Source organism: Labilibacter marinus (assembly GCF_001659685.2).
GTDB lineage: Bacteria > Bacteroidota > Bacteroidia > Bacteroidales > Marinilabiliaceae > Saccharicrinis > Saccharicrinis marinus.
Window position 1 is genome coordinate 16,830 of sequence record NZ_LXYE02000003.1, and the last position, 21,204, is coordinate 38,033.

The window sequence follows — 21,204 nt, forward strand, 5'->3', positions numbered from 1 at the left end:
GTATAACCAAACGAGGTTTTACAATATGTAGTTGGTTCTGTATATTAGAACTACTACTGATTTAACTTAAACATTGACCTAGTTTCTTTAAGGAACGAAAAATAGAACGATAGTTCTTATCACAGACTAAATATCTTTTATCATGAAGAATATTGCTCGGTACATAGTTTTTTTCTTAGTGTGTTTTGTTGGGGGACAAGCTTTAAATGCACAAAAGAATATAAAAAAAGGAGATAATCTCTACGAAAAGGGAGAGTTTTATCAGGCATTAAAGGCTTATGACAAAGCTGAAGAAGCTGGTGAAAATATAACTACCTCAGTTAAAAAGAAAATTGGAAATTGCTATTTTCAGTTAAATGATTTAAATAAAGCTTATCAGGAATTCGAGCCGATTGCTCATGAGTTGACAGGCACTGATGTGCTAACTTTTGCGATGATATATCACCAGTTTCCTTTTTACACAGAAGCTATAGATTGGTATAAAAAAGCTAAAAATGAAGGTGCTGACCCAAATAAGGTAAATAAACTTATTGAGGCTTGTGAATGGGCTAGCGAAAATCAGGATATAGATTTTAACATTAGGGTAAATCCAACCACCATTTATACTGGAGGACAATCTTTCGGTATCGAATACTATAAGGATGGAGTAGTGTATTCTTCGGTTGATCAAAGTGCCGATAATAAAGTAGATAAAACAGGTAAGGCTTTTTTGGATTTATATTATTCAGATTTAAAAAATGAAGAGATTCAAGAAGGAAAGTTGTTATCGGAGAAACTTCAATTCCCTTATCATGTTGGGGCTATTTCTTTTACATCTGATTTTAACACCATGTATTTTACACTAAGTGTACGTGTAAAAGGAGATAGTCGATTGAAAATTTATAAGGTCACCTATGATGGAGGAGATTGGAGTAAAGAGGTTGAGCTTCCGATAAATAGTGAAGATTATGATTGTGTTCACCCTGCAGTGTCTCCGGATGACAAGTTTTTATATTTTGTGTCTAATAAAAAAGGAGGTATAGGAGGTAAAGATATTTACCGTGTTGAACGCTTACGAGGTGGTATGTATGGAAAGGCAAGAAATTTAGGGCCAGAAATCAACTCCTCAGAAGATGAGCAATTCCCATATTTATCTAAAGATGGAGAATTATTCTTTTCATCGGATGGTCGTCTAGGATATGGAGGTTTAGATATTTTCAAAGCAGAAATGGTTAATGGAAAGTGGGTGAATCCTGTAAATATGCTTCGACCATTTAACTCCGAAAAAGATGATTTTGCTTATAGTATTAATCCTAAGAATCCCCAAAGAGGTTTCTTATCCAGTAACCGTTCGGGAAATGGAGATCAGGATGTTATTTTTTATGTAGATATTCAGAAAGAAGAGAAAGATGAACCTAAAGTTGGTGACGTTATAGATATTACGACTTTACCCGTTGAGGAACCTGTAGTTAAAGAACCTGTAGTGGACTTATCTAAGTTTCCTTCATCATTATCTGCAAAGATTAAATCTACATTTAATAATGATGCTGCCTCAGGTATCAATGTTCAAATAATTGATGATGTCACGGGTGCTGTCATAGCTTCTGGAGTTTCGAATGCTAATGGAAATGTAAGTGTTGAGATCCCTGATGAATATAAAAAGGAGGGTCAAGAATTTGAAATTATGTTTTCTAAAGAAGGAGAATATAACTCAAAACGTATGATTGTTAATATTATGGAGATTAATGATATTAATGATAAAGGAATTTCATTAACCCCGATATTTAATGATGAAGTATTAGATGATATTAGCGGAATGACGCTTTATTATAATGGTACCGAATTATTAGAAGAAAGTAAAAAGACCTTAGAGAGATTGGCAACGTACTTACAAAAGAATCCTCAAATTGTTGTGAAGCTAAATACGCACAGTGACGCTAGAGGTAGTAAGTTGGATAATTTACGTAAGTCACAAACGATGGGAGAAAAGGTAGAGAATATGCTTCAGGTAAAAGGAGTTGATGGTAATGCTACTATTCCAAGGGGTTATGGTGAAAGGTATTTAGTAAATAAATGTAAACGAGGAGTTCTTTGTAGTGAAGAAGAGCAACAAAAGAACAAGCGTATAGAAGTTGTTGTTTGGAGGGTTAATAAATAGTTTAAAAGAAGAAAGATGAAGAAGTATAATATTTTATCCTTTTTATTGGTTATTTGCCTTACAACTGTAATTGCTCAAAATAGCCAAGATAAGTTATCGGGTTTAAGAACATCAAAGAAGATTGTGAGTGTAAATAGTGTTTCGCAGACTGCTGATTATGCGGTTCAGATAATAGCGCTAAAATTACCTGCTGGTGAACCTGGTTTCTTTAAAAATATTGAGAAAGCCAGAGAGTTTGCTTGCGCTGATGGTTATGTAAGATATACTGTAGGTAGCTTCAAAAGTTATGCCGAAGCAAAGGAAGAGCTTATCTATTATAAGGATTTAGGTTATGATCAATCTTTTGTAGTAAATACTGCAAAGTTCGATTTAGGGCAAGGCGTAAAAAGAACCGGTTTTAAACCAGATCCTAATAAACGTTATACTATACAATTAAGTGCATTCCGTTTTCCGGTATATATATCGCATTTTAAAGGTTTAGAAAATGTAAAAGAATTTTATTTGAAAGATAGAATTTATAGATATACGTGGGGGGATTATTCTTACGATGATGCCGAAGCAGAATTGGATGCTATTAAAGAAAAAGGCTATCCTAAAGCATTTGTTACAGAACTAGATGCTTACTTGCCTTATCAAATTGAATAAACAAAAACACAACGGTAAGCTAATGCTTGCCGTTTTTTGTTACTTTTGCATCATAGCAAGTCAGTCTATCGCCGCTTAATTGAGGAGGAAAGTCCGGGCAATAAAGAGCACCATGCTTCCTAACGGGAAGATATTCGTGAGAGTATAGTAATGTAGCAGAAAATAACCGTCCAGCTTTTGTTGGATAAGGGTGAAAAGGTGAGGTAAGAGCTCACCGGTGCTTGTGGTAACATGAGTAGCCGTACAACTGATGGATTGCAAGACCAAATATATTATGATTTCGAAAGATACAGAGCTGCTCGCTTTGGTACGTAAGTAGTCGTAAGGGGTAGGTTGCTGAAAATTATAAGTAATTATAATTTTAGACAAATGATAGACCATTCTTTTATGAGTGACAGAACCCGGCTTATCGACTTGCTATATTTTTTTTCTTCTTATTTTAGATAGTTAATTCAAGTGTAAATTGTCATGTTTGAAAAACTAAAAGCATTCTTATCTAAAGCTATAAAGTACCTTACCGAAGATATGTGGCGTATTCAGAAAGTCGAACTTTCTAGACCGCATCTCATTATAGTTAATGTAATAAGGATACTATATCTAGCCATAAAAGGATTTATTTACGATAAATGTCAGCAGAAAGCTTCTGCGCTTACTTTCTACTCGTTAATGTCAGTTGTCCCAATGGTTGCTATGCTTTATGGTATTGCGCTTGGTTTTGGTTTTGGTGATACTTTAAAAGAAGAGTTAGCTAAAAGAATGGTAGGGCAGGAGGAGGTGTTGAGCTACATTCTTGACCTAGCAGAAGTTTATTTGCAAAGTGCTAAAAGTGGTGTTATCATTGGGGTTGGACTGGTATTATTATTCTGGTCGGTAATGAATGTATTGGGTAATATTGAGCAGAGTTTTAATGATATATGGGAGGTGAAACGTTCTCGTAATTTCGCTAGAAAATTTACAGATTACATTGCATTAGTTATTGTAGCTTTTCTTTTTTTGGTATCGAGTAGTAGTATGATTGTGTTTGTCTCGGGTAAGTTTAACGATTATGCCGCCCTAACTTATGTAGGTAAGATAGTATCTTCAACGTTGCCATATATATTGATTTGTATTGTATTTACAATGCTTATTCTTATCATGCCTAATACAAAAGTAAATTTTGTATCTGCTTTAGTTGGAGGTATTGTTGCTGGGGTATTGTTTCAATTGCTTCAATATGTCTTTATTAATTTTATGGTAGGAGTTTCCAGAACCAGTGCTCTGTATGGTAGTTTTGCCGCCTTGCCATTATTTTTAATTTGGATGCAATCTAGTTGGTTAATTGTAATGTTTGGAGCTGAGATATCTTTTGCCATGCAAAATGTAAGTAGTTATGAATTTGAAGCTGATACTAAGAATGTTAGTATGGAGTACAAAAGGGTAGTCGCTCTTCTAGTATCTTATAATACCATAAAAAGGTTTGAAAATGGCATGGAGCCATATACTTCTTTAGAGCTTTCTAAAGACCTTAAAATACCCATCCGTTTAATTAATGAGATTGTCTTTGATTTGGTTAAATCGAAAGTGCTTATCGAAGTAACAGCAGATATATCGAAGGAAACGGCATATCAACCTGCAAAAGATATTAATCAACTAAAGGTATCTACTGTACTAAATATGTTAGAAACTACGGGAAGTAGCAATATTCACTTTGAAGAAACAGAGAGCCTAGTTAAAGTAAGAGAAGTTGTTAAACGCTTTAAGGAACTTAGAGGCAATGCTGAAAGTAATGTTTTGTTGAAGGATTTGTAAAATATACATACATTAAAAAGACAGGCTTCCTATTTTGTACAAATACATCAATACATATATTGTTTTTGTAATAGATAGTGGTATTGTTTAGTTTCTACACTTTAGTTCCAATGCATCCTTCTATTCTCAGTATTTCTACTTGATAATATAAATTGGGTTCGTTAATTTAGACCGCAATATTAAAAAAAATAAAAGCATGAAGAATTTCAATTACCATACAAGTACTAAAATATTATTCGGTAAAAATAAAATAAATGAAATAGCTGGGGAGATTTTAAATTATGGCAAGCACGTTTTAATTACTTACGGACAAGGCTCTGTGATAAAAAGTGGATTGCTTGAGAAGGTTAAAACGATTCTTGCAGATAATGACATAAAGGTTAGTGAACTTGGCGGAATACAACCTAATCCGCGATTAGAGAGTGTAAAGAAAGGCATCAGTATTTGTAAGGAGAATGATATTGATTTTATATTAGCCCTTGGAGGAGGAAGTATTATCGATGGTTCTAAGGCTATTGCGGCTGGAGTTAAGTATGAAGGTGATGTGTGGGATTTTTATATCCGAAAAGCAAAGGTTGAAGATGCCCTTCCGATTGGAACAGTATTAACACTTGCCGCTACAGGTTCCGAGATGAATGGTGGTTCGGTGGTTACTAATGATGAAACGCAAGAGAAACTACCTATAAGTAGTGAATCTTTAAAACCTAAATTTTCCGTTTTAGACCCTACGTTGACTTTTTCTGTAAACAAATATCAAACTGCTTCTGGTGTAGTAGATATCATGAGTCATGTATTTGAACAGTATTTTACACCGGATATGGGTACTGAACTGCAGGATAATATTGCAGAGGGTATCTTAAAAACTTGTATTAATGAAGGACCTATTGCTTTGGCAGAACCAGAGAATTACCAAGCACGAGCTAATTTAATGTGGGCGTCAAGCCTTGCTTTAAATGGATTAACAGGGACAGGCAAAATGATGGGGGATTGGGGTACGCATATGATTGAACACGAAGTAAGTGCTATTTACGATTTAACCCATGGTGTGGGTCTCGCCATTTTATTTCCTAATTGGATGAAGTTTGTTTTAAATGAGCGTAATGCTTTTAAATTTGCACGATTAGGAAGAAATGTATTTGGAATTAAGGAAGAGGATGAAGTATTGGCTGCAAATAAAACGATAGATGCTATCAGGGCATTTTTTAGTTCTTTAGATATGCCAGCGAAACTTTCAGAAGTAAATATTCCGGAAGAACATTTTAAAAAGATGGGAGAGAAAGCCTGTAAATTTGGACCTATAGGTTATTTTCGAAGATTAAATGATGTTGCAGTTACCGAAATATTAGAGTTAAGCAAATAATTTTATATAGATGCCTGAGTTTATCTTAATTTAGGCATCTTTTTTGTTGAGAAAGCATTGTTTATCCCTAAAACTTAATTATGCTTAACCGAAATATACTATTTTTCGTTTTTCTTATTCTTATTACTTCTTGTACTACGTTTCGTCCTGTAAGTATTGATGTATTGCAACCTGCAAAATATTCTTTCCCTCCCGAAATTAAATCAGTTGTTCTGGTTGATAATTCTATACCTTACAGGTCTGATAAAATGCATACTATTACGGTACAGGGCAAAAGTCATAAAGTGGATACTATATGGGCAGATGACTTTGCTTTATCTACCTTAAAAGGGATGAAGAAGGAGTTAGATTATCGGGCATTTTTCGATTCAGTATATATTCATCCGAGTCCTGTTAAAACTAATCCTAAATTAGTCAATAGAGCTTTAAGTTGGATTCAGGTAGATAGCTTATGCAAGGCTTACAATGCTGAAGCTGTAGTTGCTGTTGAAAGGAATATATATAAAACAAAGCTGTTGGTGGATAATTTGCCAGATGGTTATTTGTATGGGTATTTGGATGCTTCGGGAGCTATATTGTGGCGAGGTTATAATAATTTAAATAATGAACAGATATATCAATCGGTTCAGAAAGATACTATTTCATGGGATGCTTATTCTTCAAGTGTAAATAATATAGCAGCTAAGATACCGCCGTTATTATCTGGCATAAATGAATTGGCTGGTTATATGGGTGCAAAAGCTACCGATGATGTGGCGCCCCGTTGGCAATTGCAAACAAGAGGCTATTATATTTCTGGTAATTATCAGTTTATGCAAGCCAATGAGTTTGTTCGTAAAGACCAGTATGGCGATGCAATAAAACTTTGGAAGTACGCTTTTGATCATACAGAAAAGAAATTAAAATATAGAGCTGCTTATAATTTAGCTTTTGTTTCAGAGATTATGGGTGATTATGAATCAGCTGTATATTGGATTCAAGAAGGTGCGAAAGAGCTAGGTAAGTATAAAAGTAATGTGGCAAAGGAAGATAGATCTAGATATATATCGTATATAAATTATTTAAAAGATAGATTATCGGATATGGATGCATTAAAGATCCAAGTAGGAGGAATTCAATGAGATTAATAATATTCAGTATATTTATTGTTTTAGTGGGCCATATTGGCAATGCCCAGCTTAATATAAATGATCAAGGAGCCATTGTGGGGCTTAAGCTGAAAGATATTGTTACGGATGAAGTAATTCTTTCGAATAATGAATCAATGAGGTTAATTCCTGCTTCATTAACTAAAATAGTAACTACTGCAACTGCCTTAGAAATTCTTGGACCATCATATAAATACAATACTAACATTTATATGGATGGAGAAATTTCTGATGGAATATTAACAGGGAATATAATTGTTAAGTCGAGTGGTGATCCAACGCTGGGATCAAAGTATTTTAATGAAACTAAACCTGAAGTTTTATTTTCTAAAATTACTCAAATATTAAAAAGTCAAGGTGTTTATAGTATCACAGGGAGTGTGGTGGTTCAAGCGGAAAAGATTCCTTATTCAGCTCCGCGTTTGTGGGAGGATATGGGAAATTATTATGGTGCATCACCTCATGGATTTAATTGGATGGATAACTCTATTGAGTTGACATTACAGTCTAAACAAGAGGGGAGTGTTTGTGAGATAGTTTCTACTAATCCTAGGTTTTATCCTCAAGCTATCGAATCTAGAGTTGTTGCGGCTACTCATAATAATGATAGTGCTTATGTCTTTGGCATTTCTGAAGTAGATACCTGGTGGGTGGAAGGATCCATTCCTTGTAACCGTTCTCAATTTAATATCAAATCAGCTATGCCCGATCCTAGGGTAATTTTTAAAAATCAGTTAAGTGATTATATAAAAAGTAAAGGCATTGAGCTTAGGGAGCAGCAAAATTCATTGAAAGATGAAAGTACTCAACAGTTGTTATGTGTACATAGCTCTCCAAAATTATCGGAGATAATAAGAATAGTTAACCATAAAAGCAATAATTTATTTGCAGATCAGCTATTATTAACCCTTGCTAAACATGAGTATGGTGAATTTACTTGGGATTATGGTAGGCTAGTTTTTGAAAATTTCTGGAAAGATAAAATTGATTACATAGATCATTTTAGCTTAAAAGATGGAAGTGGCTTATCTCCTAAAAATATTATATCTCCGCACGGTATGGTTGCCCTTTTAGAATGGATGAATAAGTATAGCTCAAACTTTAATTCTTTTTCAGAATCGCTTGCTAAAGGTGGTGAGACAGGAACGCTGAGGTCTGTGTTTAAAAATCCCAAAATTAAAGGAAAGGTTATTGGCAAAAGTGGTTCTATGGAAGGAGTTCTTGGGTATTGCGGATATGCCACTACCATGTCGCAAAAGCAAATAGCCTTTTGTGTTATGACTAATCATTACCTTATTCCAACCAAACAAGTAAGAATGAGTATTGACAGCATGTTAACTAGTTTGGTTTTGGAGGAGTAATTTATGCCAATTATTTTTGATATTTTATTAGTGCTTACTTATGTGCTATCTCCGTTAGGTATTCTTTACCTATGTTTTAAGTATAAAAAACTAAATAAAATAGGTGCAGTTCTGTTGGCTTATGTTGTGGGTATCTTATTATCAACAACTGGAATTTTACAAGGTGAACGAGTAGAATTTATTCAAGAAATAATCATGTCGGTATGTATACCTATTGGCATTCCGTTATTATTATTTTCTAGTGATTTGAGGCAGTCTTTTTTCTTGGCTAGAAGCGCTATGGTTTCTCTGTTAGTTGCCTTGTTTTCCGTAGTAACAGTTGTAGTGGTTGGATATCTTTTGTTCCAACCGAATGAAGCCGATAGCTTTTATAAAGTAGGTGGATTGTTGGTGGGAATTTATACAGGGGGTACTCCTAATTTGGCTGCTCTACAAATGGTATTAGATGTGGATGCTGAAACGTATTTAATGGTTCATACCTATGATATGTTATTTTCTACCTTACATTTATTCTTTTTAATGACAATAGGGAAAAAGGTATTTGAATTTTTCCTACCTACTTTTAAGAAAAAAACGAATCAAGAGTTTGATGAAAATAGTAGTGCTAATGAAGAGCTTTTTTGGGGGCTTTTGAAAAGGGATAACCAAAGTGCGATATTTAAGGCGCTAGGAATAGCTGTATTAATGGTGGTTGTAGGCGGTGGCTTAATGATGTTGGTTAGTGAGAAGTCTAAGATGGCAGTATTGGTTTTATCCATTACAAGCTTGGGTGTATTAGCATCTTTCAATAATAAAATAAAATCGTTGCCAAAAACCTTTGAGTTAGGGATGTACTTTATTTTAGTGTTCAGTGTTGTTGTATCATCTAAATTAAATTTATCTGAATTATCTCATATCAACGTATCAGTATTTTACTATATTCTTTTTGTTGTTTTCGGTTCGTTATTGTTGCATGTACTAATTTGTATGATTTTTAAGGTGGATGCAGATACCGTTATAATTACTTCTGCTGCTTTAATTTGTAGTCCACCGTTTGTGCCTGTGGTTGCAGGAGCATTGAATAACCGTAGTATTATAATTTCTGGTATCACCATAGGAGTGGTTGGTTATGCTATCGGTAATTATTTAGGTTATTTAATGAGTGAGTTACTTCAATTGTTATAATGTAGAATCTGTTGTGTATTTTGTAACTTTATGCAGTTTTATCATTAATTCAAAAAAATGCAACTCAATATAGCTCTTCTTCAATACAATATTATTTGGGAAAACGTTAAAGATAACCTTAAATATCTGTCGGACTTATTGCAAAGTTTACCTCATGAAGTAGACTTAGTTGTGTTACCAGAAATGTTTGCAACGGGGTTTTCTATGAATGTTGATGAAGTTGCCGAACCAATGGATGGAGAGGTATGTGCTTGGATGAAGAAAATCGCCAAGTTGCATGATGTTGCATTAATGGGAACTCAGGCAATTCGGGATAAAGGAATTTATAATAGAGCACTTTTAGTTCATTCGAATGGAGATATAGATCATTACGATAAGAGGCATCTGTTTTCACCAGGTGGAGAAGATAATAAGTATTCAAAAGGACGAGAACGAAGAATCTTCATGCTTAATGGGGTTCGTATACTACCTCAGATTTGTTATGATTTAAGATTTCCTGTCTGGAGTAGAAATATAGGTGATTACGACGTGGCTATTTATATGGCTAATTGGCCAGCTGCGAGGCAATCTGTTTGGGATGCCCTTTTGATTGCTAGAGCGATTGAAAATCAGAGTTACACAATTGGTGTGAATAGAGTTGGGGTGGGGAATCAGATTGTGTATTCCGGAGGCTCAAGGTGTATTGATTTTAAAGGACAAATAATCAAAGATGTCAGTAATTTAGAGGGGATCGTTGAAATTCAGGAGTTTGATATAAAAAAACAGAATGTATTTAGGAGTAAGTTTTCGGCATTGCAGGATGGTGATGATTTTGAACTACTTCTTTAATAACTTTAATATTGTTTGCAATCGAACTATTTTATCGTTAAATTTAAATTGTTCCACTACCCAAGTAATTCTTAATCAAGCTGATTTGTAGGTGAGCTATTCGGATTATAGCATTCGATTACAGCTTAGAATATAATAATATGATTAATTAGACGAACTAATCTTTGTATAAAAGTGTTAGTAAGTTAATCAGATATTTTAAAATAGAAATTTATAATAAACTTGGTGTATGATAATGTCCATTGATGGGAGGTTGTTGTATGGCGGATTTGCACAATATTAAAATTATGACATATGAAAAACTATAAGGTACAGGTTAGTGAAAAAGAGGCAAGGTTTTTTGTTGAGTTAATGGATAAATTAAGTTTCGTTCAGTATGAAGAGGTGGAGAGTTTTACTGAACCAAGGATTTATCCAGCAGCAGATTTTGAAATTAGATCTTCGAAAGATAAAACTGTCATTGCAGATCTTCATAATTCTAAAAATAGTCCTAATAAATCATTGGAAGTAAAGGATGAGAGTAAGAAAGATGCGATGAGAGATATTCGAGATGTAATATCTCAAATAGACAAACTTAGAAATAGGCCAAAGTAGTTTAAAAATAGATAATAGTAGGCATGAATTTTGTTGTATCCAGTTATGTTATAACCAAAATTAATATGCTTAAAACTATTTCGAATACAGCGTTTTTGCGTTAGAAGAGTTTTAAGAAATACTATTAGAAATTTAAAACTAGAGTAATGAGAAAATCTACTTTGTTAATTGCAGCCTTTATGTATGCCATTGGATGCTTGTCAGTTTATGGTCAAGAATCTGCCGAGAAAATTTATGATACTGTTGATCAGGTTCCTTTGCATAAAAAAAATAGAGGTAATGTACAAAAGTACTTAAGTAAGAATATTAAATACCCTGTTGATGCATTGGCCAAAGAAATAGAGGGTAAAGTGATGGTTTCTTTTGTGGTTTCCTCGCTGGGGGAAATTAACGATGTTAAGCTGGTTGAAGGACTGTTCGAGAGTATAGACACAGAGGCTTTACGTGTTGTTAAAACGATGAAGGAATGGAAGCCTGCAAAATTGGATGGAGAGCTAGTTGCTGCAAAAGTTACTATTCCAGTTCATTTTTATTTATCAGAGGAAAATAAGGCATTAGCTGAACAGATAAAGCCATTTTATTTAAATGATCATCCTCCACTTTTTGTACTAGATAATAAAAAAGTGATGGGAGTTACAACCTTAGATTATTTTAACGTAAAGTCAATTCGTGTTATTAAAGGAAAAAAAGCACTCGACCTATATGGAGAAGAAGGTAAAAATGGGGTGTTAGTGGTTCAAACCAAGCGAGGGACATCTAGAGATTATCAGATGTATTAAAAAATATTGAAAATTATATAATAGATAGAGGGAACTTATTCAAGAAATAGGTTCCCTTTTTCTTTTATCTTTACAGGCTTAAATTTAATTGTAATATAAAAATAGTTTTCTACGAGCTGTAGGAGGATTATTTATTAATGGAGAATATGTATACAACAGTTTTTTATTTGATCGTTTTAATTATTGTTATCGAGTTTTTATGGGATAGATTTTTATTATACCTGAATACCACCATGTGGAGCGATAAATTGCCTAGTGAGCTGCAAGATGTATACGATGAAGAGAAGTATGCTAAACAGCAGCAATATTCAAAAGTCAATCATAAGTTTGGTTGGTTGACGACTATTTATAGTCTGGCGTTGATATTGCTCATGTTGTTTTTTAATGGCTTTGCTTGGCTTAATTCGTGGACGACTCAGGTGTCAGACAATTCGATTATACAGGCTATTTTATTTCTTGGTGTGTTAGGTTTAGGATCTACCGTTTTAAATATGCCATTCTCCCTGTATAGTACTTTTGTAATAGAGGAAAAATTCGGTTTTAATAAAACGACACCAAAAACATTTGTCTTGGACTTTATAAAATCACTGCTTATTGGTGCTTTATTAGGTGGGGGAATATTAGCGTTAATAGTTTGGTTTTATGAAGCTGCAGGAGAAAATTTTTGGTTATATGCATGGGGATTTATGACCGTTTTCATGTTATTTATCACGATGTTTTATACTTCTGTTTTATTGCCACTGTTTAATAAGCAAACACCATTGGAGGATGGAGAACTAAAGGTGGCTATCGAGGAGTTTAGTGAAAAGGTAAATTTTAAGCTGGATAATATCTATATTATGGATGGCTCCAAACGAAGTACAAAAGCCAATGCTTTTTTTAGCGGCCTTGGAGCTAAAAAACGTATTGTATTATACGATACCTTAGTTAATGACCTTGAAGTTGATGAGATTGTTGGTGTGTTGGCCCATGAAATTGGACATTATAAAAAGAAACACACCCTTTGGGGCATGTTAAGTGGAATAGTACAAACAGGAATTATGCTGTATGTATTTTCATTGTTTGTTGATTCACCTGTATTGTCTCAGGCTTTAGGTGTGCAGAAGCCAGTTTTTCATATTGGTTTAATTGCATTCGGTATTTTATATAGTCCGATATCAGGAGTGTCAGGATTGTTTTCAACTTTATTATCTCGTAAAAACGAATACGAAGCAGATGCTTTTGCCGCCACTAATCATAATTCATCGTCTCTTATTAAGGCTTTAAAAACCATATCGGTAAATGCCTTGAGTAATTTAACGCCGCATCCTTGGTTTGTGTTTTTTCATTATTCTCACCCTCCCTTATTGGCTCGTATTAATGCATTAAAAAAGTATTCGTAAAAACATTTTTTGATTGAATAGGCTTACTATAATATGGCAAAAATAGAAATAGTTACCATAGGCGATGAATTGCTTATAGGTCAAGTAATAGATACCAATTCTGCTTGGATGGGCAAGCAGTTGAATGATGCTGGTTTCGAGGTGGCGAGGGTGAATTCTATTAGTGATAGTGAAGAGGAGATTCTGAATATTTTAAAGGAAACATCTGAAAGGTCAGATGTGGTTTTAATAACAGGTGGTTTGGGACCAACAAAGGATGATATTACTAAAACAACCTTATGTCGGTATTTTAATACAGAGCTTGTTTTTAATGAGGAAGTTTTTGAGGATGTAAAGTCTTTATTAAAGCGATATGTACCCAATATAAATGAATTAAATCGTCAGCAGGCCATGGTGCCTGCCAATTGTTCTGTTATTCGAAATCCAGTTGGTACAGCACCAATTATGTGGTTTGAGCACAAAGAAACGATCTTTGTATCTATGCCTGGAGTTCCTTCGGAGATGAAACGAGCGCTTGAGTTTGAAATTATACCTCGCTTAGTATCTCGATTTGTAACATCATCAATAATTCATAAAACAGTTATTGTTAGCAATATTCCAGAAGCTACATTAGCAGATATGTTAAGCGATTTTGAAAAAGAAATCCCAACACATATAAAATTAGCTTATTTGCCTTCTCCTGGTAGGATACGTTTAAGGTTTACAGGAAGAGGAGAGAGTGAGAAAGTTGTTGCTGCTGAAATTGAGCAATTAATTACGAATTTGGAACCTATTATTGGCGATGCTATACTTGGATATGATGATAAGCCTACCGTGCAATTTATTGCGGATATCTTTAAAGAAAATAATTTAAGCTTAGGAACTGCAGAAAGTTGTACTGGCGGTAATATAGCGCATCAAATTACATTATTACCTGGTAGCTCTAATTATTTTAAAGGTGGCGTTGTGGCCTATCATAACGATGTTAAAATGGGCATGCTGGCTGTAAAAGAAGAAACCTTGAATAAAGTTGGTGCAGTAAGTAAAGAAGTTGTTGAGCAAATGGCTATAGGTGCTAGGTATAATTTAGGTGTTGATTATTCGGTTACCACTTCAGGAATAGCAGGTCCTGATGGAGGAACAGATGAAAAGCCAATAGGTACTATTTGGATTGCCGTAGGAGGTCCTAATGGTATAAATAGCAAAAAGTTTAACTTTGGTCATATTCGCGAAAGAAATATTGTTCGATCTACCGAGATGGCTCTGGTAATGTTAAAAAAGATGGTAGAGCAAGATTTAACTAAATAATTAGTCTTATAAAACATTACCATATTTTTATAGTTAATGTTTTAAGAAAGAATGACAGCTCTAAGATAAATGGTCAGATATAATGATGATTGAGTTGTTCATAGGGGGGTGATAAAAGCGAATGGTTATGCATTTTTCAAAGGATAATGTTGATGAATCACTGAAAACTAATTTACCATTGTTTTAGAAGACTTCTAATTTTTAATTGCAGCAGTGTAAAAAAGATAAAGAAAAATGGAATTTTTATTAAACAATGTTTGTTATTTTAAATAAAATTGCCGTATTTTGCGCTCTGTTTGAAAAATGTATCCGAAAATAAACGGTTGTAAAGATGTCAAGAGTTTGTCAGATAACTGGAAAAAGGTTCTTAGTTGGGAACAATGTTTCCCACTCCAAGAGAAGAACCAAAAGAAGATTTGATGTAAATCTATTTAAGAAACGTTTCTTCCTTGTGGAAGAAGAGCGTTGGGTAGACCTTAGGGTTTCTGCCTCTGGGCTTAGAATGATTAACAAGGTTGGTTTATTAGCTGCTTTGAAATCTGCTAAGGAAAATGGTTATATAACTAAATTTTAAAGGAGATTAAGAGATGGCTAAAAAATCAAAAGGAAATCGCGTTCAAGTAATTCTTGAATGTACTGAGCACAAAGAGAGTGGAATGGCTGGAACTAGTCGTTATATTACTGTTAAAAACAGAAAAAACACTCCAGATAGAATGGAATTGAAAAAGTATAACCCTATTTTGAAGCGTTATACTGTTCATAGAGAAATTAAATAAATCTTTGTAAAATGGCTAAGAAATCAGTAGCAACACTACAAAAAGGAGGCGGAAAAGGTCACTCAAAAGTGATTAAAATGGTAAAATCGCCTAAAACTGGTGCTTACTCTTTTAAAGAAGAGATAGTAACCAATGAAGAAGTAAAAGGTTATTTCAAAAAATAATTTTGCTCAAGCAAAAGACATTTTTATTAAAAGAGCTTCCTTTATTATAAAGGAAGCTTTTTTGTATATGCATTATTAATTAAAGTATGCATATTTTTTCTATTTTTAAGTGGTTTATTATAACAGTATACATATGTAGTACTGTGTAATACTAGAAACACCTTGCTTGAGGTGGAAACCAAAAATAAAGTGTCTGTTTTACAAAATGAGATATGGGATTATTCGGAAGGTTTACAAAAGAGAAAAAAGAAAACTTAGATAAAGGTTTAGCAAAAACCAAAGAGAGCGTGTTTAAGAAATTGACACGTGCGGTTGCTGGACGCTCTAAAGTTGACGATTCGGTTCTAGATGAATTAGAGGAGGTGTTAATTACTTCTGATGTGGGTGTTGATACCACACTAAAAATCATTGAGCGAATCGAAGAACGTGTAACTAGAGATAAGTTTTTAAGTACTTCTGAATTAAATTCTATTCTTAAAGAAGAAATTGCTGATCTTTTATCTGAAAATGAGGTAGAAGGAGAGGGTGATTTTGAACTTCCTAAAAGTGATAATCCTTATGTGATTATGGTGGTGGGAGTGAATGGAGTGGGCAAAACAACTACTATTGGTAAGTTGGCATATAAATTTAAAGCAGCCGGTAAAAAGGTTGTTTTAGGTGCTGCTGATACATTTAGAGCTGCAGCAATTGATCAGCTGCAAGTTTGGGCTGATAGAGTAGATGTACCTTTGGTTCGTCAGGAAATGGGTTCCGATCCTGCTTCTGTAGCTTTTGATACACTGTCTTCAGCAAAATCGCAAGGAGCGGATGTTGTAATTATTGACACAGCAGGCCGTCTTCATAATAAGGTTAACTTAATGAATGAGTTGACTAAGGTGAAAAAAGTAATGCAAAAGGTCGTGCCAGATACACCAAATGAAATAATTTTGGTTTTGGATGGTTCTACAGGACAAAATGCCTTTGAACAGGCAAAAGAATTTACCAAAGCAACAGAGGTAAACGCACTTGTAATTACCAAATTAGATGGTACAGCTAAGGGTGGAGTTGTAATTGGCGTTTCTGATCAGTTTAAAATTCCTGTAAAGTATATTGGAATTGGAGAAGGAATAGATGATCTACAGGTTTTCAACCGCAATGAATTCGTAGATTCATTGTTTAATTAAGCAGATTATTTAAAAACAATATAAGTGGCTACCTGTTCTATGGGTGGCCTTTGTTATTTTAAGAAAGCATTGGTGATGAGTCAGTGTTAATGTGTTGAGTGCGTTATCTTAAAGAAAGCAATAAACAGTTGTTTTGTAAATGTTCTCAGAAAAATTAGGTAGAAGTGTTTCGGTATTTAAGCAAACACTTTTGTCTCTATACTAAAAAATAGAATGAAGAAGATTGATGTAGTAACGTTGGGGTGTTCAAAAAATTTAGTGGATTCTGAATCCTTAATTAAGCAATTTGAGGCGGGAGGTTTTTCTGTGGCTCATGATGCGGAAACGCCTAAAGGAGATATTGCTATTATAAATACATGTGGTTTTATTGGTGATGCCAAAGAAGAATCTATAGAAACTATATTAAATTTTGCGGAAGCTAAAAAGCGCGGAGATTTAAAGAAATTGTTTGTAATGGGTTGTCTTTCAGAAAGATATTCGAAGCAACTCAAAGAAGAACTACCAGAGGTGGATGCTATTTATGGTAAATTCGACTGGAAAAAGATTGTGGAGGATCTGGGGCAGAATTACCGTGCAGATTTAATTAATGAACGCAGTTTGACAACTCCTGGTCATTATGCGTATTTTAAGATATCAGAAGGTTGTAATCGCTCTTGTTCGTATTGTGCTATACCTCTTATTACAGGTAAGCATCAATCTAAACCTATGGAGCAATTGATTGATGAAGCCGAAGGATTAGCTGCACAAGGAGTAAAAGAATTGCAAGTAATTGCACAGGATTTATCTTTTTATGGTTTAGATATATATAAGCAAATGAAGTTAGCTGAGCTTACTCATAAAATTGCTGATGTAAAGGGTATTGATTGGGTGAGGTTGCATTATGCATATCCTGCAGGATTTCCGTATAATTTATTAAAAGTAATGAACGAACATCCTAATGTTTGTAATTATATTGATATAGCCTTACAGCATATTAGTGACCCTATGCTTAAAATTATGCGTCGTAATGTTTCAAAGGCGGAGACTTATAAGCTTATTGAACGTATGCGTAATGATGTGCCAGGAATTCACCTACGTACCACTATGATTACAGGGCATCCAGGAGAAACAGAGCAAGACTTTAAAGAAATGTTAGATTTTGTGAAAGAGATGCGTTTTGAGCGCTTAGGTGTATTCCCATATTCGCACGAGGAAGATACGCATGCTTTTCGTAATTATAAAGATGATATTCCACAAGAGGTAAAGCAAGAGAGAGCTGATGCTATCATGGAGGTTCAAGAGCAAATAAGTTGGGAAATCAACCAGGAGAAAGTGGGTAGTGAAATGAAAGTAATAGTGGATCGTAAAGAAGAAGACTATTATGTGGCTCGTACCGAATTTGATTCGCCAGAAGTAGATCCTGAAGTACTAATTCCTGTTGATGGTAATGAAGCAAAGGTTGGAGAGTTTTGTCAAGTTAAAATTACAGATGCGGAGTCATATGATCTTTTTGGAGCTGTTGTTAAGTAAAAGGATTATAGCTTAACTTATGATTCTTAATTATTGACTAATAACCAATGTCGAATGACTGGAAAATATGGCGAGATTTTTCATAGAACTATCCTATAACGGTAAAAAATATCATGGTTGGCAGATTCAACCGAATGCTATTACAGTGCAGAAGGTGCTTAATGATTCCTTAAGTAAGATACTGAGGGAAGAGATTAATGTGGTTGGATGTGGGCGTACTGATACAGGCGTTCATGCCACCTATTTTGTGGCTCATTTCGAAAGTGAAAAACAAGATATAGATGAGTTACATTTTGTGCATAAAATGAACCGTATTTTACCCAAGGACATTGCGGTATATTCTTTAACGCTTGTTGATGATGAAACGCATACTCGCTTTTCAGCAACAAGTCGTACGTATGAGTATCATATCGTAGATAAAAAGAATCCTTTTTTACAAGAGTTTGCTTATCAATCCCATGTTCCGTTGGACTTTAATTTAATGAATGAAGCATCGAGGATTCTATTTGATTATATCGATTTTACCAGTTTTAGTAAGTTACATACGGATGTAAAAACCAACAATTGTAAAATTACCAAGGCTATTTGGGAGTTTAAAAATAATAAGTGGGTATTTACTATTAGTGCTGATCGTTTCCTGCGTAATATGGTACGTGCCATTGTAGGAACCTTATTGGAGGTTGGTCGTGGTAAAATGACTTTAGATCAATTTAAAAAGGTGATTGAGGCTAAGGATAGGGGAGTGGCTGGAACTTCTGCGCCAGCTCATGCACTCTATTTAATAAATGTTACCTATCCAGAGGAGTTGTTCAAGGCCAAACATCAAGGTTAGAACAATCCTTTTATATAAGCAATTACGGGATCGGATAGATAGGTGATTCCGTAACTCCAGATGACAATTCCAATGAGTAGATAAATTATAAATTTCCGCGTATTATCAATTAAGAGTATACCAATCATTAAAGTAATAAACGATCCGAACAATCCTGTTGCCACTAAACCAAGTCCAGCTACGCCATACTTTTCGAGCCAAGAAGATATTTTTTTACGTTTATTGCTTTTGCTTTCTTTACCATATTTACTTAATAGCCAATTGCGGAATGATTCTCCTGAAAAATAAATAATAAGGGTCGATGAAATGGCTCCTAAAGATGTTAGTGTTGCGGTATAAAAAGGAGCTAGGCCTAAGGCGATACCTACAGGAATTCCTTTCCATATGCCAGCGGCACCAGCTAAGTATACGCTAATGTATTTTATTAATTCTTCCATAGAATCCCATGCCTGAACCTGTGGTTCAATACTTCCCTATGTGCAGTTAAAGGGAAGATTCATTGTGATATATCGCTTTATTTTTGATGGTTTACTAACTGTTCCAAATATCCCATGCAGCTTCAGCTTGCAGGTGTAACATCTCTAAACCGTTTTTTATAGCGGCACCTTGTTCTTGAGCCGCCTTTAAAAAAGCAGTTACTTCTGGGTTATAAATTAGGTCGAAGAATAAGTGCTGCTCTCCGCAGAATTCATAAGGAATGGCTGGTTTTGCATTCATGTCACCATACATCCCTAATGGAGTAGTATTAATGATGACTGTATTTTCTATCATCACTTCTTGGTTCAACGAATTGTATGTAATTTGATTCTCACCTTTAGGAGTTCTGCTCACGAACTGATAGGATATGCCCATGCCTTTAAGTGCAAAGCCTACTGCTTTGGCAGCGCCACCAGTGCCTAGTATTAAGGCCTTTTTGTGATGTGCCTTAATGAATGGTTTGATGGAATTGGTAAAGCCAATTATATCGGAATTATAACCTTTAAGAATAGGCTTTTCAGGATTGCTCCAATCGAACTTAATTACGTTTACGGCACCTGCTTCTTCAGCAATTGGGTCCAATTCATCCAAAAATTGCATCACTTCTTCTTTGTATGGAATAGTAACGTTTAGTCCGCCAATATACGGATGATGATTAATCAGTTCTGGAAATTCTTTTATCGACTCGATAGGAAAGTTTAAATACCTTCCTTCGATGCTTTCGTCGTTAAATTTATTGGTGAAATATTTTTGTGAAAATGATTGCGATAGCGGGTAACCTATTAGTCCGAACGTTTTCATAATTCTAATTTAAATATGAAGTATCAGGTTTATATTTATTTTTCCTCAGAAGAGATCTTTGAGCCTAAAGATTCTGTGACCCAGATTGCTGCCATCCCTAAAACAATAAAAACAACAGCTATAAAAAACTCAGTATTTACACTAGGTAGGAACCACTCGTAACCTACTGTTTTTACTTTCTCTCCAAAGGTTCTTGTAATGGTTTCTTTCCATGGCCATAAAATTCCCAGTGATCCCATAATAAAACCAGTTAGCATAGCGATGGTTTGGTCGTGATACTTTTTTAATAGCCATGATAAAAAGTGAGAAAAGCCCACTAGGCCAATTCCTGCACCAGCAGCAACAGGTAAAAGTATTTTTATGTTTAACTCGCTAACAGCATTAATCATTACGAGTTGATAGTTACCTAATAGTATTAATACAAACGACCCTGATAAACCAGGTATAATCATACTACAGATCGCTATGATCCCACAAATAAATAAGTATAGTGAGGATGCGTTTTCTGATGCAGGAGTTAATACACTAACAGCTACAGCAACAATAGTTCCAACTATAAAGGTAGTGATACTAGCGATGTTCCATTTGCCCACTGTTTTTCCAACAAAATAAATACTGGCTAATACAAGTCCAAAAAAGAAAGCCCAAATGTATACAGGGTATGTCTCAAATAGATATTTAAATAATCGAGCTAATGAAACTACAGCTATACCAACACCTAAAAATAAAGAAACTAAAAACCACAGGTCAATGTACTCTACAAATTCCTTAAATTTACCCGTGAATAATAGTTTGATAGCTTTTAAATTAAAGGATTTAATAGCATCGATAAGTCTTTCAAACACTCCTGTTATAAGGGCAATAGTACCTCCTGAAACTCCAGGGATAACATTGGCGGCACCCATGGCCATACCTTTGAATATATTCTGAAAAAAAGTTTTCGTAGTCATTGTTAGTTTGTGAAAAGTATAGTTTAGCTATTTTAATAAGTTATAGAAAGTTTATTAAA

Annotated in this window: 21 protein-coding genes and 1 other RNA gene; 19 read left to right on the forward strand and 3 right to left on the reverse strand. The window is 34.4% G+C overall.

Annotated elements, in window-relative coordinates; genetic code table 11:
- Nucleotides 1-142: 142 nt before the first annotated feature.
- The 19 genes from A8L32_RS02350 (at nucleotide 143) to truA (ending at nucleotide 18,917) form a co-directional block, all read left to right on the forward strand.
- Nucleotides 143-2,137 carry an OmpA family protein gene (locus A8L32_RS02350; protein ID WP_083631146.1) on the forward strand — a complete coding sequence of 665 codons (1,995 nt, stop codon included), beginning with the start codon at nucleotides 143-145 and terminating at the stop codon, nucleotides 2,135-2,137.
- Nucleotides 2,138-2,152: 15 nt separating this feature from the next.
- Entirely contained in the window at nucleotides 2,153-2,782 is a 630-nt protein-coding gene (locus A8L32_RS02355) for a hypothetical protein (protein WP_075589971.1), read from the forward strand.
- A gap of 52 nt (nucleotides 2,783-2,834) precedes the next feature.
- An RNA gene (gene rnpB / locus A8L32_RS02360) (RNase P RNA component class A) lies at nucleotides 2,835-3,207 on the forward strand.
- 43 nt (nucleotides 3,208-3,250) lie between these two features.
- On the forward strand, nucleotides 3,251-4,570 hold the full coding sequence (locus A8L32_RS02365; RefSeq protein ID WP_075589972.1) for a YihY/virulence factor BrkB family protein: 1,320 nt from the start codon (nucleotides 3,251-3,253) through the stop codon (nucleotides 4,568-4,570).
- Between the two features lie 196 nt (nucleotides 4,571-4,766).
- Nucleotides 4,767-5,930 (forward strand): iron-containing alcohol dehydrogenase, encoded by a 1,164-nt coding sequence (locus tag A8L32_RS02370; protein WP_075589973.1) that lies wholly within the window; start codon nucleotides 4,767-4,769, stop codon nucleotides 5,928-5,930.
- A gap of 80 nt (nucleotides 5,931-6,010) precedes the next feature.
- Complete coding sequence (locus tag A8L32_RS02375) at nucleotides 6,011-7,051, forward strand: DUF6340 family protein (RefSeq protein ID WP_075589974.1); 1,041 nt, start codon at nucleotides 6,011-6,013, stop codon at nucleotides 7,049-7,051.
- Nucleotides 7,048-8,439: a D-alanyl-D-alanine carboxypeptidase/D-alanyl-D-alanine endopeptidase gene (gene dacB / locus A8L32_RS02380; RefSeq protein ID WP_075589975.1), complete on the forward strand. Its 1,392-nt coding sequence runs from the start codon at nucleotides 7,048-7,050 to the stop codon at nucleotides 8,437-8,439. Before A8L32_RS02375 ends, dacB begins: the two co-directional genes overlap by 4 nt.
- A gap of 3 nt (nucleotides 8,440-8,442) precedes the next feature.
- Nucleotides 8,443-9,603, forward strand: coding sequence for a DUF819 family protein (locus A8L32_RS02385; protein WP_075589976.1), 1,161 nt, complete (start codon nucleotides 8,443-8,445; stop codon nucleotides 9,601-9,603).
- A gap of 57 nt (nucleotides 9,604-9,660) precedes the next feature.
- Entirely contained in the window at nucleotides 9,661-10,431 is a 771-nt protein-coding gene (locus tag A8L32_RS02390; protein WP_075589977.1) for an amidohydrolase, read from the forward strand.
- Nucleotides 10,432-10,725: 294 nt separating this feature from the next.
- A complete protein-coding gene (locus A8L32_RS02395; RefSeq protein ID WP_075589978.1) occupies nucleotides 10,726-11,025 on the forward strand; it encodes a hypothetical protein in 300 nt (99 codons plus the stop codon).
- Between the two features lie 146 nt (nucleotides 11,026-11,171).
- Nucleotides 11,172-11,804, forward strand: a complete 633-nt coding sequence (locus A8L32_RS02400) for an energy transducer TonB (protein ID WP_075589979.1) — start codon at nucleotides 11,172-11,174, stop codon at nucleotides 11,802-11,804.
- Nucleotides 11,805-11,950: 146 nt separating this feature from the next.
- Complete coding sequence (locus tag A8L32_RS02405; protein ID WP_075589996.1) at nucleotides 11,951-13,186, forward strand: M48 family metallopeptidase; 1,236 nt, start codon at nucleotides 11,951-11,953, stop codon at nucleotides 13,184-13,186.
- Between the two features lie 33 nt (nucleotides 13,187-13,219).
- Nucleotides 13,220-14,473 carry a CinA family nicotinamide mononucleotide deamidase-related protein gene (locus tag A8L32_RS02410; protein WP_075589980.1) on the forward strand — a complete coding sequence of 418 codons (1,254 nt, stop codon included), beginning with the start codon at nucleotides 13,220-13,222 and terminating at the stop codon, nucleotides 14,471-14,473.
- 331 nt (nucleotides 14,474-14,804) lie between these two features.
- Nucleotides 14,805-15,047, forward strand: a complete 243-nt coding sequence (rpmB, locus tag A8L32_RS02415) for a 50S ribosomal protein L28 (RefSeq protein WP_075589981.1) — start codon at nucleotides 14,805-14,807, stop codon at nucleotides 15,045-15,047.
- A gap of 13 nt (nucleotides 15,048-15,060) precedes the next feature.
- Entirely contained in the window at nucleotides 15,061-15,249 is a 189-nt protein-coding gene (rpmG, locus tag A8L32_RS02420) for a 50S ribosomal protein L33 (protein ID WP_075589982.1), read from the forward strand.
- Between the two features lie 11 nt (nucleotides 15,250-15,260).
- Complete coding sequence (locus A8L32_RS02425) at nucleotides 15,261-15,413, forward strand: DUF4295 domain-containing protein (RefSeq protein ID WP_075589983.1); 153 nt, start codon at nucleotides 15,261-15,263, stop codon at nucleotides 15,411-15,413.
- Nucleotides 15,414-15,625: 212 nt separating this feature from the next.
- On the forward strand, nucleotides 15,626-16,576 hold the full coding sequence (ftsY, locus tag A8L32_RS02430; protein WP_075589984.1) for a signal recognition particle-docking protein FtsY: 951 nt from the start codon (nucleotides 15,626-15,628) through the stop codon (nucleotides 16,574-16,576).
- Between the two features lie 213 nt (nucleotides 16,577-16,789).
- A complete protein-coding gene (rimO, locus tag A8L32_RS02435; RefSeq protein ID WP_075589985.1) occupies nucleotides 16,790-18,085 on the forward strand; it encodes a 30S ribosomal protein S12 methylthiotransferase RimO in 1,296 nt (431 codons plus the stop codon).
- Nucleotides 18,086-18,152: 67 nt separating this feature from the next.
- A complete protein-coding gene (truA, locus tag A8L32_RS02440; protein ID WP_075589986.1) occupies nucleotides 18,153-18,917 on the forward strand; it encodes a tRNA pseudouridine(38-40) synthase TruA in 765 nt (254 codons plus the stop codon).
- On the opposite strand, the gene A8L32_RS02445 is transcribed toward truA, so the two are convergent.
- The 3 genes from A8L32_RS02445 to A8L32_RS02455 all read right to left on the reverse strand — a co-directional run bounded on the left by A8L32_RS02445 (nucleotide 18,914) and on the right by A8L32_RS02455 (nucleotide 21,145).
- Nucleotides 18,914-19,354: a VTT domain-containing protein gene (locus A8L32_RS02445; protein WP_075589987.1), complete on the reverse strand. Its 441-nt coding sequence runs from the start codon at nucleotides 19,352-19,354 to the stop codon at nucleotides 18,914-18,916. The genes truA and A8L32_RS02445 overlap by 4 nt on opposite strands.
- Before the next feature lie 94 nt (nucleotides 19,355-19,448).
- The gene (locus A8L32_RS02450; protein ID WP_075589988.1) at nucleotides 19,449-20,195 is read right to left on the reverse strand and encodes a shikimate dehydrogenase family protein; all 747 of its coding nucleotides are present in this window, start codon (nucleotides 20,193-20,195) and stop codon (nucleotides 19,449-19,451) included.
- Between the two features lie 35 nt (nucleotides 20,196-20,230).
- On the reverse strand, nucleotides 20,231-21,145 hold the full coding sequence (locus tag A8L32_RS02455; RefSeq protein WP_075589989.1) for a DUF368 domain-containing protein: 915 nt from the start codon (nucleotides 21,143-21,145) through the stop codon (nucleotides 20,231-20,233).
- Nucleotides 21,146-21,204: the final 59 nt, after the last annotated feature.

What these genes read in the sequence shown, in the direction of transcription:
- A8L32_RS02350 (WP_083631146.1), top strand. Translation starts at nt 143, where the DNA reads ATGAAGAATATTGCTCGGTACATAGTTTTTTTCTTAGTGTGTTTTGTT.
- A8L32_RS02355 (WP_075589971.1), top strand. Translation starts at nt 2,153, where the DNA reads ATGAAGAAGTATAATATTTTATCCTTTTTATTGGTTATTTGCCTTACA.
- A8L32_RS02365 (WP_075589972.1), top strand. Translation starts at nt 3,251, where the DNA reads ATGTTTGAAAAACTAAAAGCATTCTTATCTAAAGCTATAAAGTACCTT.
- A8L32_RS02370 (WP_075589973.1), top strand. Translation starts at nt 4,767, where the DNA reads ATGAAGAATTTCAATTACCATACAAGTACTAAAATATTATTCGGTAAA.
- A8L32_RS02375 (WP_075589974.1), top strand. Translation starts at nt 6,011, where the DNA reads ATGCTTAACCGAAATATACTATTTTTCGTTTTTCTTATTCTTATTACT.
- dacB (WP_075589975.1), top strand. Translation starts at nt 7,048, where the DNA reads ATGAGATTAATAATATTCAGTATATTTATTGTTTTAGTGGGCCATATT.
- A8L32_RS02385 (WP_075589976.1), top strand. Translation starts at nt 8,443, where the DNA reads ATGCCAATTATTTTTGATATTTTATTAGTGCTTACTTATGTGCTATCT.
- A8L32_RS02390 (WP_075589977.1), top strand. Translation starts at nt 9,661, where the DNA reads ATGCAACTCAATATAGCTCTTCTTCAATACAATATTATTTGGGAAAAC.
- A8L32_RS02395 (WP_075589978.1), top strand. Translation starts at nt 10,726, where the DNA reads ATGAAAAACTATAAGGTACAGGTTAGTGAAAAAGAGGCAAGGTTTTTT.
- A8L32_RS02400 (WP_075589979.1), top strand. Translation starts at nt 11,172, where the DNA reads ATGAGAAAATCTACTTTGTTAATTGCAGCCTTTATGTATGCCATTGGA.
- A8L32_RS02405 (WP_075589996.1), top strand. Translation starts at nt 11,951, where the DNA reads ATGTATACAACAGTTTTTTATTTGATCGTTTTAATTATTGTTATCGAG.
- A8L32_RS02410 (WP_075589980.1), top strand. Translation starts at nt 13,220, where the DNA reads ATGGCAAAAATAGAAATAGTTACCATAGGCGATGAATTGCTTATAGGT.
- rpmB (WP_075589981.1), top strand. Translation starts at nt 14,805, where the DNA reads ATGTCAAGAGTTTGTCAGATAACTGGAAAAAGGTTCTTAGTTGGGAAC.
- rpmG (WP_075589982.1), top strand. Translation starts at nt 15,061, where the DNA reads ATGGCTAAAAAATCAAAAGGAAATCGCGTTCAAGTAATTCTTGAATGT.
- A8L32_RS02425 (WP_075589983.1), top strand. Translation starts at nt 15,261, where the DNA reads ATGGCTAAGAAATCAGTAGCAACACTACAAAAAGGAGGCGGAAAAGGT.
- ftsY (WP_075589984.1), top strand. Translation starts at nt 15,626, where the DNA reads ATGGGATTATTCGGAAGGTTTACAAAAGAGAAAAAAGAAAACTTAGAT.
- rimO (WP_075589985.1), top strand. Translation starts at nt 16,790, where the DNA reads ATGAAGAAGATTGATGTAGTAACGTTGGGGTGTTCAAAAAATTTAGTG.
- truA (WP_075589986.1), top strand. Translation starts at nt 18,153, where the DNA reads ATGGCGAGATTTTTCATAGAACTATCCTATAACGGTAAAAAATATCAT.
- A8L32_RS02445 (WP_075589987.1), bottom strand. Translation starts at nt 19,354, where the DNA reads ATGGAAGAATTAATAAAATACATTAGCGTATACTTAGCTGGTGCCGCT.
- A8L32_RS02450 (WP_075589988.1), bottom strand. Translation starts at nt 20,195, where the DNA reads ATGAAAACGTTCGGACTAATAGGTTACCCGCTATCGCAATCATTTTCA.
- A8L32_RS02455 (WP_075589989.1), bottom strand. Translation starts at nt 21,145, where the DNA reads ATGACTACGAAAACTTTTTTTCAGAATATATTCAAAGGTATGGCCATG.